Here is a 13,941-nt window from a genome sequence, read left to right as displayed (position 1 = left end):
GCTATGAGGAAAGCAATGTCTGTAACGGCATTTATTTTTTGTGCGGCGTTATCATCACTTGCTCTATTCGCCGATGACATTATCGATCTGAGCGCGGATGCAGGGCTGTATATCACGAACGAAGGACATGCGTCCCTGAACGTCGATAAGCAGTTCCTGTTAAAAGACGGTCCTCGTGCCGGCAAATATAAGAATTCATTTGCAGCCACCACGGGCGATGGCGAGAATAACTATATGCTCATAACGCTTGCCAAGGCGGCATATATACGATCGTTCTACATCGAGAACAGAAAAGAAGCCCCGGAGCGTGCTGCATCGCTCGCTGTCTGGATATCCGAGGATAATGCGAATTGGACAAAAGCGTGGAACGCTGACAAGCCGGAGCTGTCTTGGTCCATAGAGCTTGAAAAACCGATACACGGACGATATGTGAAAGTCGGGCTTACGGCAAAAAATATGCTTACGCTCAACAAGGTCCGGGTATACGGTTCCTTTGGCACGATGACGGATGAGGTACGTACCGGCCCGCTTACGCTCGTCTATTTTGTCGGTATGCGCGATGGCTCGAAAGGCACCGACGGGATAACATTCAAAGTCGAGGTCGGCGAAGCAGGAAAGCCGCGGACATTGCTGGCAGCGACGAGTCATGCGCTTCAGGAATGGAAGTACTGCACTGCGGACCTGAGCGCTTTTCGGGGCAAGACGGTAAGCATTCGTCTCATTGCGGACCCGAACAGCAATACCGCCAGGGACTGGGGGGCCTGGGGTGACATCGCTGTTGTCGAGGGCGCGATACCGGAGGAGTACCGGAACAATACAAAGGACCCGCGGGTAAAGACCATCGCGCGGCTGGAAACGGTCAATGATTTCAGCCCGGGATTACTTGTGAAAGATCGCGAAATACGTTCACCGCTGCTTGAACAGGAAAGCGGCGGTCAGTTCACTATCAGTCCGAATACCGCCGGCGGAGTGACGCGACGGGGTTTTTATTCACATCCGGCATGGAAAGGCGAGCATCAGGGCGCGCCTGCATTCATAGATTTCACCATGGACCTTTCAGGGAATACAAAAGCACTCAGCGTTGATACGGATATGAGATCACTATTTGAGAAAAGCGCATTCGCAGCAACGGGGAACTATGCGCTTCCCCCTGAAATGGCGGCATGGGATGAAGCAGTAAAGGCGACGCAGCGGGGAGCGGCGAGATCGTTTCGCGCTCTCTTCGATAAAGCGGCTGCACGCGGCGATACAAGATTCGTCATCGCCCCGGGGCATTATCGATTCAATGGAGCGCTCAAAACTCTCCTTGTGTTCAAAGCGATGAAGAATATGGAGATAGTCGCTTCCGGAGCGACGTTCTGGATAGAGGATGAGAGCGGCGGCGGTCTGTTCTTTCAGGACTGCAGCAATGTCACGATACGCGGGCTTACGGTCGATTACGACCCGCTTCCATTCACCGAGGGCGTGATAGTCGGGATAAATATCCCGCAGAACTACATCATCCTGCGCATTATCGATGGATTTCCCATGCTTGGATTATCGACGGCCCGTTTCGGGAAGAACTGCGTTCTTTTCAGACAGGACGGGACGAAGATACATCAGATATGGGTCGGCGCGTATGATATCACACCGCTTGAAGAGCGATATGTAAAAGTTGACATATCCGGCAGGATATTTGTCGAGCCATACCGCTCGCTCGAAAAGGGAAGCGCCGGCCTCGGCGATGTATTCGTCATCCCCCCGCGCATGATCAATCAGCACACATTTTTGCTTTCCGGATGCGCCCGCATGTCATTTGAGAATGTCGCAGTATTCGCCTCGAGCATGTTCGGGTTTTATGAGGGCGCCGGCGGCGGTGCCAACAGGTACAGCGGCTGCCGCATCGTTCGGCGTCCGGACACGAAGCGATTTATTTCAGGGAATGCCGACGGCATACATTCATGCCTGATGGACAAGGGTCCGACGATAGAGAACTGCGAGATCGCCTACAATTGCGACGATGCGAACAATATTCGCGGCAATTTCGCCATGGTCGCTCAAGCCGAGGACGATACCCATGTGCAGCTTTTGACGCCGTTCGGGAAGAACATCGCCGTGGGTTCACAGCTTTCGTTCTATGATTATCTGTCGATGAAGAACACCGGCACGGTACGCATTTCCGCGCTCGAGGCGGTCACCGATGCCGCGGTCATTGACGGTGCAATGAAAATGGAGACAGAGAAGGCGCTGCGCAGTTTTCCAGTACGAATGCTCTGGCGCGCGACCCTTGATGCGCCGGTCACCACCGAGCGGTATGCAATGGTGGCGAGTGACATGGCGAACGGCGACGGCTTCATCGTGCGCAGCAATTATTTCCACGACAATAATGGGCGCGGTACGGCGATAAAAGCTGCTCATGGTCTCATCGAAGGGAACAGATATGAGCGCACCGCGCATGCCGGTATCCATCTGAGTTCGGAGCTCTATTGGCTGGAGGGGCCCATTCCGCACGATGTTACGATACGGAATAACACTTTAACCGAATGCGTATGGAATTTTGATATACGTATGGCATCATCATCCCAGCCGGGGACCATATGCGCTTCTATCATGACGCACGGCGGTGAATTGTCCCCGGTACGCTTGATGTACAACATAGCCGTCGAGAATAATTCCATTGTGAATTCGGGGAGCGCGGGCATGGTTCTCGTGAATATGTTCAATTCTGTTGTTCGCGGGAACAATATCGTAAATGAGAAGGCGGCAGGATCGCTGGGAAACGGCAAGGGCTTTTTCGGCGAGGAGATGAATCACGGCATTTGTATCATTTCTGCAAGCAATATCACGATATCAGAGAATACGGTAACGACCGCGAATGAGGGGATCAAAAATATCCGCATCGGGAAATATGCCGATGCCGCAACGATATCGGTTAAGTAGCTGCACGCAGGGAAAGAATATGGCCGGCGAGGTATCGCATATCATATCGTACGGGCAATCGCTTTCGCTCGGTGCGTTATCATGCCCGGTGGTCTCGAACACCGACAGTGCTGTCGATCTCATGTTCTCCGGAGGTCTTCGTCCTCAGGAAGGAGATAATGATTACAGCTGTCTGAAAGCCCATGCGGAAGCAGAGCAGACGAATGCCAATGTCGCAATGGGGGAGACTCATTGCACCGGTGTGACGGAAATGATTCGATCGCTCTTGCGAAGCGAGAATGGTAAGGGCGCGTCGGGACACGGTCTTTGTTTTCTCTCATCGGCCTGCGGCACCAACGGATCTTCGATCGCCGATCTGGCCGGAAAATATTATGGGAAGCTCATCGCCCACATTACGAACGGGAACGGCTTGGTGCGATCCTGCGGCAAGTCCTACCGGGTACAAGCCGTGCTCTGGTCGCAGGGGGAAACGGACAGCTGGGGCTGCATGTCGCGCTCGGCATACCTCTCTGCCATGCGTGCTTTATTCGATCAGATAGATGCGACGTATGCATCAATTACCGGCGATACGATGAAGCCGCGATTCATAGCGCAGCAGATGGCTTCGCATCGTTACCGCGGGGCCAAGCCGTATGTCGCTCATGCGTTCGTCGATGCTGCACGCATGTACACGGATGTGATACTTGCAGGGCCGACCTATTGGGTGCCGCATGCAGCCGATGGTGTTCATTTAAGCGCACTTGGATCGAAATTGATGGGCGCTCTTATGGGGATAGTATATAAAAAAACGATCATCGATGGCGATACATGGCTGCCGCTCATGCCGATAGAGACTGTTCGACGGGGAAACACTGCGCGGGTGCGATTTCATGTGCCGCGGGGGCCGCTCGTATTCGATACCGTATCGCTTGCCGCTCAAACGAATTATGGATTTACCCTGGCTGACGCAGAAGGAAATGATCTGCCGATATCGTCTGTCACCATCGAGGCTGGCGATACAGTGAAAATAATCGCAGCGTCATCAGTACCTGTCGGTGCTGTTGTGCGTTACGGATGGGGCAACGGGAACATTCGTCCCGCGCTGGGTAATCTGCGCGATTCACAGGGAGACGGCATAACCATCGAGATCAGGGGAATTGTGTACCCATTGCATGACTGGTCGGTATTGTTCGAGGAAGAACTAATCTAGCAAGGGAGATGTTGTATGTGCAAGTTTATAATTTCATTCATGCTTTTCATTACCGGGTTTCTTTTTGCCGGAACGGGTAATCTGATAATGAACGGCGACTTTGAAGAGCTCAGCGGGGATGCCCCGGCTGGTTGGACGGGAACGGGCGATAAAAACACCGTCCCCGTTGCCTCTACGGAAGGTGCCTTTATGAACGGAAAAACCGCTGCCCGGCTGAAATGCTTGAATTCCGAGCCCATTCCCGGTGCGAAAAGTGTCTGCATGATCACTCAAAAGAAGATCGCCGATATTTCCGGTGGAAAGGAGTATCGTCTTTCGTTCTATGCCCGGTCTCCGATGAACGGCCAAACGATGCAGGCGCTTTTCTATACCCGGTCGGATGTGAAGCCGCATTATTTCAAGGTCGAGACCTTTGCGATAAAGCCGATGTGGACGAAGTTTGTATTCGTTCAGAAATTGCCTCCGCCTGAGGAGTGGAAAGATCGCGGTCTCTTTATCCGATTTGACATCGCCCATGGGGAAGTTTTTATTGACGATGTACAGCTTATCGATACTGCTGCATCGATAAGCATCGCAGACAACGCAAAGCCGGGTATACTTCATGTCACACCGCTCGGCGTTAAGGGGATTTTCAGCCCGGAGGAATCGGTCATTATTAACATTATGCTGAAAAATACACCTGCGAGTACCGATGCCTGGAAGATACAATGGAAATGCCGCGATTTCGACGGCAAGACCGTTTTTGAAAGAACCGTTCCTCTTACTCTTGATGCGAACGGTATATGCCGTCTTGAAGCGCCGACAATAAAAAGAACGGGATTTTTCAGTGTAACCATTGATCTTCTTTCTCCTGAGGGACAGATCGTTGATGAGGTCGTGCGGGGCTTTTGCATCATGCCGCAGCAGGAGGGAAAGAACGATCCCTTTTTCGGCTCTTCAGGTTTTCGTGCGCCGCTGTGGATGCGCGACACCATGAAGCGCATCGGCATCGGGTTGATGCCTGTGTATGTGCTCTGGTCGGAATGTGAACCCCGCCCGGGGGAATTTGATTTTTCAAAATGCAAGGAAGCAGATTTGTGGTGGAGTAAAGCGGGCTTCAAGACCAAGGGATTTGTCATGTGTCAGAACTCGGAATACGTTCATGCATGGGTGACCCCGAAATGGGAACTGGAGAATATCGCTGCGCGTAAAAAAAGCGGTCGTGCGCCTTTTTCGCCGGAATTCTACGATCTGTTCAAGCGGTTCGCAAAAAACGCTTCACTGGAATTAGCGGACAGGTTCGACGGTGAATGGAATCTGATGTATGAGATCGATATACCGATGCGTATGGATTTTGATGCGCCGAGAATAGACTACGTGAACCGTGTTCGGGCATTTTACGAGGGAGTTAAGGAATCAGGAAAAAAATTTGCAATCGAGGCTGTCGGCGTCGCGGCACCGGATATCGTAAAAAAGCCTTCATTCCCGGCGGCACGGGCCATACTGGCGGATGTTCACAAGTACATAGATTCATTCGGCCCCCACTTCTATCCGATGCCGAAAACGTTCTCTCCCGGACAGACGGTACAGATGCCCGAGGATTATATTCGCGATCAGTTGCTCGATGCGGCAGATGTTATTCGTCCGTACGGGAAACATTCTCTGGGTGATGATGAGATCGGCTACCAATTAGGCAACGGCATAGAGGTCGATCATTTTCTGGCGAGAAAAATGGCGGTGGCGACAGCACGGCTTTTTCTGCTTGCACGGACCGTTCCGGAATTGAAAGAGATGTGCATGTTCACCGTGATGCAGATGACCGAGGGCCGGGCCAGTTTCGGCTTATGGGAAGCCGAAGGTGGCGGGGATCTGTCTAATTACAGCAAACTCACGGATGAGTCTTCGGTATGGCCGAGACCGGTGGTTGCTGCGTATGCGACCACAACACGCATGACAGCACATGCAGTTCATGCGGAATATCTGTCTGTCCATAAGGATATGCCGGTCTGCGTGTATCGTAAAAAAAATGAAGTTGTCGCTGCGCTCTGGACAGGTGCAGCCGACCCCCTTGGCGTAACGATCCCCTTGAGTACGGGAGTACGCACGGCGGACCTCATGGGGAACACTACCGGTTCCCTGCCGCCCGGTACCGCGGAACTTACACTTACTGATGCACCGTTGTTCCTTATCGCCGACGTGAACAATGCGGATGCCCTCGTTTCCTCGGTCAAAGCCGCGCGCGTGAACGGGGCGAGCATTGCGCTCTCGGCAAGGATGTCCCACCTTGACGTTTGCGAATTAAAGATAGGGAACCTGGTCAACAGGAACAGAGATTTGACCCTGCATGCCCCGGGCGCGATACAGGTCGATCATGCGATACGCCTGAACCCATTGGAGACAAAATTGTACAGAGTGCCTCTTGCCGGCAGCACAATTTCAGAAAGGAATGGAACAAAGCTGATATTTTCTATCGAGGATATCGCTGAAAAGGAAGCGAGCGTGAACATTTCCTTACATCCGGCATTTTTAAGCGTCGCCGGACTGAGGGAGGGAGACGATGCGTTAAAATCAATTGCATCGATTTCTCCCGCCATTATCCTGGATTCGCAAAGCCATCTTTCACCGCCGGACGCATTCCCATTCTGGAAAGGCCCCGCTGATGCGAGCGTACAATGCCGGCTCGGCTGGGATGAAAAGGGCATGTGCCTTCTTGCGGAAGTCCGCGATGATGTTCATATTCAGAACTACAGTAATCTTTACATGTATCAACAGGACAGTTTGGTTTTTTCACTCAATATTGATGAAGAGGACAGGATCAGTCGATCCGGCGATGGATTCCTCGAGATCTTCATGTCGTATCAGGATGCGCCGAACATGATCATTACCCGCGCCCCTGCAGGTTCACCGTTTGCCGACAGGAAGATCAAGCCGGAGTTCACTGTCAGAAAGGCCGGGGAAAACAGCTGGGTGTATCAATGCATTCTGCCGTGGGCGGCCATAATGAAAGGTGTTCCGCAGCCGGGAAAAGTGTTCAAGATGAATGTTGTCTACATGGATGCTGACAACCCCAACGATAAAGCGGTATATTGGCTGCAGCTGACCGGAGGCATTCATGGCGGGCCGAAAGACCCGGGAGTGTTCCGCGACTTTGTGCTTTCCGATAAGTAAGGATGTTCCGTTTTGTTCTGATGTTTACCGGACTATCCGCCGCTCATTCCTGAAAATCCATGATTCTTCCATGGCATCCATTTCCTTCTCATCGCGCTGCAGCTATGGTATTCCAATGATACCCCGTTCTCCTCGAAGAAGAACGGAAGTCGAAAGATAAGGACGGCGCGATATGAGTTCGAAAAAAGCGAAGGACTACAAGGTCATTTTCAATCATGACGGCTTCTGCCTTTACAGCAATCAAAGCCCCTATCAGGATATAACCAAACCGGTGGGCGTCGCCCAGGTGAAAGGCTATATCGACGAAGTGGCCGATGCGGGCTGCGATGCGGTATTGTTCTGCCCCAACATGTATTATCTCCCCGGCTGGGTATCTGATCATTATCCGTACTGGCAGAACACCGGGAAAACGATAACGTACCCCGACACCATCGTCGGCAAAGTGCTTTCCCGCTGCAGGGATTTCATTCTTTCAGGCAACGACGCCATCGCGCTGTCATTGGCAGAGGCGAAAAAGAAGAATATCGATTTCTTTCTGACATTCAGGATCAACGAATGCCACGGGAACGAGGAAAAAGATGAAAATCATCCGGGGCTGTCGGATTTCTACCGGAAGAACCCGCAGTTCCGCATGGGAGAGGGTGACCGATGGGGAGAGAAGAACGCGTTCAATTTCGCACATGAGGAAGTGCGGGATTATCAATTCGGCTTCATTGAAGAACTCATGAAAAAGTACGATGTCGACGGTCTCGATATCGATCTCCTGCGCTGGCCGTATCTTTTCCCGCAGTCCATGCCGTTCGATGTAAAGGCGCCGATACTGACCGACTTCATGCGCCGCATACGCGCCATGCTGAAACGTCTCGGCAGGGATATTCCGGTCAGCATACGCATTTTCGGGTATGAAGACCTCAATATCCTCACCGGCATCGATCTCGCCACCTGGCTCGATGAAGGGCTGGTGGACATAGTGCAGCTTTCTACGTTCTATGTCATGTCAAGCGTCATGGACATGGAATTCTTCAGAAAAAAATATCCGAAAGCGAAGTTCTTCGTTGAGTTCACGCAGAGCACCGAATGGGGCAAGGAGATAGAACTTTCCGCCGAGAGCTCGCGCAAGCCGACGAGGGAACTCCTTCGGAGCACGGCGGCGAGCTATCTTGACCGCGGTGCCGACGGTATCTCGCTCTTCAATTTCGTCTACTACCGCGATTACAGTTTCGGGAATGCGAAGAAGCTCGACCGCACGGAACCGGAGTTCGGCGCGCTCCGCGATATCACAGACAGGAAGAAGCTTGCGAAAGAAGCCAAACATTATTATGTCGGCGTGAATCATTATCCCGCATTAAGCCGCGTACTGCCCGTCACTTCGGCGCCGGATAAGCCCGCAGAGGTCAGGATGCATATCGCCGATGACGACATGCGGGGTTTCTCGCGGGCAGTGGTCCGCATACAGACCGCTGAGCCGTATACCGGTACGATACGGTGCGACAAGAACGGCAGCACGCTCACTGAAACACTTGTTACGGGGGAATTGTTCCCCAACCCGTACCGCGAGGTGGTGCCGAAGGATCACAGTCTGTACCATGATTTCGACATTCCGCTGTCGCTCATTGTCCCTGGCTGGAACACATTCACGATCGAAGCCGGGGGCGAATGCACGGTGCGAAGGATGGAAATTGCGCTTTATCGAAAAGACGGCTACAGTCCGAAATAAAAGGCACCGGGTGCGGTCATGAACATCACTGATCACATGCGTAACGAAGCATATCGAAGCCCCGAAACAGGGACAGTTTCACGGAGGCATGCATGATACTCGCATCGCTCGATGACATCGGGCTTCGCGTATCCGACGAACGGCTTTCGGCGGCATTTCGCTTTCTGCGGACAGTGAGCGACACTACGCCCGATGGAGAGGTTGAGATCGATGGCCGGAATGTATATGCCAAGGTCCTGTCGTTTCGGACACAGCCGCGCGAAGAGCGCTTCTATGAAACGCATCGCTCATACATCGATGTGCAATCTGTTCTCTCCGGCAGTCACATCATTGAATGGATGCCGAGAAGCATGCTCGCGCCGGCGGTGTACGATGACGCCGGCGACATGATAAAATACAGCGAGCACACTGTCGGAACGCCGGTACGAATGGCCGGTCGTATCGTCGCAGTTCTCTATCCGGAGGACGCCCATCGTCCGCTCTGTATGGATGTTCGTCCCGGGCCGGTACGCGTCTGCGTGGTCAAGGTGAAACTTCCCCTCTGGTGATTTCCACGCTGCGAGGGTATACTGGCCACGTTGAACACACGGATCACGCAAAGCCATGGATATTCTCTCACAACGATTGTACGAACGCCGGGAAATGCCCGTTGACGAACCGCTTAAGATAATTCGCGGCGTGACAAAGGCCGGCGAGAAGAAGATCCCGTCCCATTTTCACAGCGTCCTTGAACTTGTATGGTTCCGTAACGGCGCAGGCGGCACTATCGTGGTCGATGGCACTCGCTATCGATATAAACCGCGTGAGGCCATTCTTATCCGCCCGTATGCGATGCAGTCCTATGAGCTTGCATCTGCCATGCAGCGGCATATCCTTTTCTTTCTGGATACTTCAAGTTTTCTCTCACTGTTCGCCGGGTCGCTTCTGGAAGAGAAGGTGCGTTCATTCATGGACCGTTTCTGCGCACTTCCCGTTGTTAAAAACACCATCACCCGAGCCATGATCGATCGCCTTTCCCGTGTGACGGTTAAGAATACGGCCGCGGTAGTGTCCGCCGTGCTTTCTCTCGAGGAGGCGTGTGCGTCAGCGCACAATGCGCCGAAGGAAGGGTTTCGTTTCGCCAGAGCGCTCGACTATCTCGAAAAGAATTATCACCGGAAGATCGGTCTTGGCGATGCGGCCGGTTCCATCGGCATGAGCACGTTCTATTTCTCGCGTGAATTCAAACGAGTGACCGGCGAGGGATTCGTGGAATTCCTCAACCGGATACGGCTTAACAAGGCAGAGGGACTCCTGCGATATTCCCGCTCGAGCGTAACCGAAATAGCGCGGGCTACCGGCTTCTCGAGCCTGTCATATTTCAACAATGCGTTCAAACGCTATCACCGAATGGCGCCGAATCAATTCAGACAGGCGCTGTCACGGAATAGCTGAACGATCACCGCCGCAAAAAATCGCAATTCTTTCGCAATATCAGGGATGGCATAGTGTGCCGTGCATGCATATGTTATATCCGTGGAGAACATCGATCCGATACGGAGTGCTTTTATGGAACTGACGAATCGCGAACGATTTGTACGGCTTTTCAACGGCGATGCGCTCGACCGCGTGCCGTTCATGGATATCATGGGCGCATGCAATTGGCCGTCGGCGCTTGCTCGCTGGAAAACCGAGGGGCTCACAAAGGACGCTACCTTCGATACCGTGCGCGGCATCATCGGTTTTGACGGCAAACGCGGGACCTATCTCCCGGTGAAAACGTTCGTATGGCCGGAATATGAGCGTGAGACAATGAGCGATGACAGCGGCAGAACGCGTGTGCGCAATCGCTGGGGCGGCATAGAGGTGAATCTTGAGGGTTCGGAGCTTATGGCAGTGACGATATCCGGGGCGGTGCATGACCGCGCATCATGGAACGAAGTGAAAAGCAGATTGCTCGCAGGCACATCCGGAAGATTTCCATCAAATTGGGGAACACTCGCAGAGGAAGCGAAGAACGGCACTGAGCCGGTATACACGGGAGATCTTCCCATCGGATTCTTCGGCGCACTCCGGGAGCTCATGGGATTCGAACCGCTTGTCATGATGTTCTACGACGATCCATCGCTCATCCATGAAATGCTCGATACGCTCTGCGATATGTGGATAGACGTTTACGCACGCATGCAGGATCAGGTGAAGCTCGACTATTTTTTCATCTGGGAAGACATGTGCGATAAGACCGGACCGCTCATCAGTCCCGATCAATTCCGTGAATTCCTGCTCCCGCGGTACAAGCGATTCACACGATCGCTCCGCGATAACGGGTGCAAACACATCATGGTCGACAGCGACGGCGACGAGAGACCGCTCGTGCCGCTCTGGATAGAAGGCGGTGTGAATGTCGTGTTCCCCTGGGAAAGCCAGTTCGGACTCGATATCACCGAGGTGCGGCGGCGCTATCCATCGCTCGGCATGGCGGGCGGCATCAACAAACATGCGCTTGCGCACGGGCGAAAGGCCATTGACGATGAATTGAAAAAAGTGCCGTTCATGCTCGAAAGCGGCCGCTATCTCCCCGGACTCGATCACGGCGTTACCAATGAAGTGTCGTGGGACAACTATCGGTATTTCTACGACACACTTCGTGAACGTATCCGGAAATACCCGCCGGCTGCAAGCGGTGCAGGCGTGTCCGGCTGCTGAATTGCCATTGATTCCGTTTTGTCCATAATGGCACCCTTTTCTCCATTGACCGTATGGCTGCAGGCGGCTATACTGAATGGGATAATTATCCATACGGAGTATCCCGATGAAAATGAGCGTCTGTCTACTGGTTATGGCGGCGGCTTTGCTCTCGGCAGAGGAACGCCCCGCGATAGAGCTCCTTTTCAATGGCGACCTCAAGAACAGCGGAACGCTCGGCGGTGAGGCGGTGTTCGACAATCCGCTTCCCGATGAGGCGGCGAAACTCGGCGGGACCGGGGCGAACGGCTTTCTTGATATGTCGGCAACACTCGGCGGCATCGCCGATAAGAATGAAAAGCACGGCGGCGCGGTGACCTATCCGGGAAAACTCACCGGGAATACGGTCACGGTCGCTGTTTCGTTCGCTCCTGCCGTTATCGACGATCTTCCGCGGCGTATCGTGAGTATGGCGCCGCTCATGCAGATCTATTCCGAGCGCGGCCAGATAATATGCGCGGTCATGAACAGCAAGAACGATGCGAAATGGCTATCCGTGCGCCAGAACACGGCACCGGGAACGGCGCTCTCGATCGCCGTCGTCATCGACACTGCCAACGACGAGATGCGCGCGTACGAGAATTCAGCGGGGACGGTAAAGCTCCTTACACGGGTGAAGGGATTGCCGCCGAATGCCGCGGTGTCCGGCGGGAACACTGTCATCGGGAATGTCGGCGGGTCACGCCCCTTCAAGGGGCGCATCGATTCGGTCCGCGTATGGATGCGAGCGCTCTCCGAAAGCGAAATAGCGCCCGTACTCCGGGGCGAGGACATAAGCGCCATCGCGCTCCCGGCGGCACCGAGTTCGTCCTCACTCAAACCGTCCGCAATAGGCGATGATGCGTCGGCAGCAGTTACGCTGACGCTGACATCATCCGCGCCATCGGGTATCGCCTTCATCGGCGAAAAGGCATCGCTTACTGCGGTGATCTCAAACGGGCGAAGCGTACCGCGGACATTTTCGCTCCTCCTTCGCGTGACGAACGACATCGGCGAGACGGAGGACATCGAACGATCCATCGCGGCGTCGGCGTCGGGTACGACATCGATATCCGTTCCCGTCGCTTCTGCATCCGCAGGGTACACCTCGTTTCGTGCTGAGCTGAGAGAAGCAGGCGCTGTAGTAAGCCGAAAGGAGAGCGCTCTCGCCGTGGTCCATACGCCGCGTAATTTCGCAAAGCGGGATGCGAACACGTTCTTCGGGCTTGGAAACAGTCATTTCAACGCCGAGGCGTCCGCACGCATCGGTGTGCGCAATCATCGTCAGTGGATGCACATGGCCGCGGTAAAACCGGGTATGAGCGAAGACGGATGGAAACAGCGCGATGAGGAGATGGCATCCGTACGCGGGCGCGGCATGAACGTGATACTCACGCTCGAAGTGCGCGATGAAATGCTCCCGCCGTGGACGGGATGGAAAAGCATCGCCGATGCGGCGACACCGGAAGGCATTGTCCATTGGCGCAATTTCGTTCGCGCGGTCGCAGAGCGCTATAAGGACAAGGTTATCGGCTTTGAGCTCATCAACGAACCTGACAACGTATGCTGGCATTACAATAAATATACGCTCGAAAAAGGGGCATCGATATACGCCGCGCTCCTGAAAGCGGGCGCCGAGGAGATACGCGCCGCAGCCCCGGGAGTCCCCGTGCTCGGGATCGATGTGAGCGGGCGCGATTACAATGCGACCAAGAACGGCCCCACGGACGATGTGCCCGGGGGGTTTCTATTTTCGAAAGCCGTGCTCGAGAAAGCGGCTGATGCGATAGACGTCTATACCGGTCATCCGTATTCGCATGGCAGGAATTTCAGGCCCGGTGTCATGGCGCAGACCCCCGACGAGATGAATTTCCGCGGACTTCACCTTGAGGTCTCGGATATGCTGAAGAAAACGGGGCGTCCGATACGCCAATGGACATCAGAGATCGGTTGGGCTATCGCCCCTGGTCTTGCATTGATGAGCGATGAGAACGTGCGTTTCGGCGCGGTCATAGCGCAGGCTCTGACGTACATGAGATCGGTCCCCGGGTTTGAGAAGGCATTCTGGTTCATCTTCCACTGGCATAATTGGCAGACACAATTGGGCGAAAATTACGGGCTCTTCTGGTGTGAAGAAAATCATAAAAAGGTGCGCGCCTCCGTGTGTCCCCTCCCACTCTATCCATCGCCGTCGGCAGCCGCCTATGCGACGACATCGTACTTTCTCGAACACGCACGCCCCGTCCGCGAGGTGACGATAGCGGAT

General features: G+C 53.9%; 8 protein-coding genes. All 8 read left to right on the top strand.

All coding sequences use genetic code 11. The annotated features are described in order from the left end of the window. Positions 1-3: 3 nt before the first annotated feature. The gene (locus AABZ39_19040) at positions 4-2,919 is read left to right on the top strand and encodes a right-handed parallel beta-helix repeat-containing protein (protein ID MEK6796877.1); all 2,916 of its coding nucleotides are present in this window, start codon (positions 4-6) and stop codon (positions 2,917-2,919) included. A gap of 19 nt (positions 2,920-2,938) precedes the next feature. Beyond that, on the top strand, positions 2,939-4,108 hold the full coding sequence (locus AABZ39_19035) for a hypothetical protein (protein MEK6796876.1): 1,170 nt from the start codon (positions 2,939-2,941) through the stop codon (positions 4,106-4,108). A gap of 15 nt (positions 4,109-4,123) precedes the next feature. Continuing rightward, a complete protein-coding gene (locus tag AABZ39_19030) occupies positions 4,124-7,255 on the top strand; it encodes a hypothetical protein (protein ID MEK6796875.1) in 3,132 nt (1,043 codons plus the stop codon). Positions 7,256-7,427: 172 nt separating this feature from the next. Beyond that, positions 7,428-8,972: a hypothetical protein gene (locus AABZ39_19025; protein ID MEK6796874.1), complete on the top strand. Its 1,545-nt coding sequence runs from the start codon at positions 7,428-7,430 to the stop codon at positions 8,970-8,972. Between the two features lie 92 nt (positions 8,973-9,064). Next, positions 9,065-9,520, top strand: a complete 456-nt coding sequence (locus tag AABZ39_19020; protein ID MEK6796873.1) for a YhcH/YjgK/YiaL family protein — start codon at positions 9,065-9,067, stop codon at positions 9,518-9,520. 55 nt (positions 9,521-9,575) lie between these two features. Next, positions 9,576-10,406: an AraC family transcriptional regulator gene (locus AABZ39_19015; GenBank protein ID MEK6796872.1), complete on the top strand. Its 831-nt coding sequence runs from the start codon at positions 9,576-9,578 to the stop codon at positions 10,404-10,406. Positions 10,407-10,520: 114 nt separating this feature from the next. Next, on the top strand, positions 10,521-11,657 hold the full coding sequence (locus AABZ39_19010; protein MEK6796871.1) for a uroporphyrinogen decarboxylase family protein: 1,137 nt from the start codon (positions 10,521-10,523) through the stop codon (positions 11,655-11,657). Positions 11,658-11,763: 106 nt separating this feature from the next. Continuing rightward, positions 11,764-13,941 (top strand): LamG-like jellyroll fold domain-containing protein (locus AABZ39_19005; GenBank protein ID MEK6796870.1); only part of this gene is annotated, 2,178 nt, incomplete at its 3' end.

It is taken from the genome of Spirochaetota bacterium (assembly GCA_038043445.1).
In the GTDB taxonomy this organism is placed as follows: Bacteria; Spirochaetota; Brachyspiria; order Brachyspirales; family JACRPF01; genus JBBTBY01.
The sequence above is the reverse complement of the archived record's forward strand: the minus strand, read 5'-3'. Positions and strand labels throughout refer to the sequence as shown.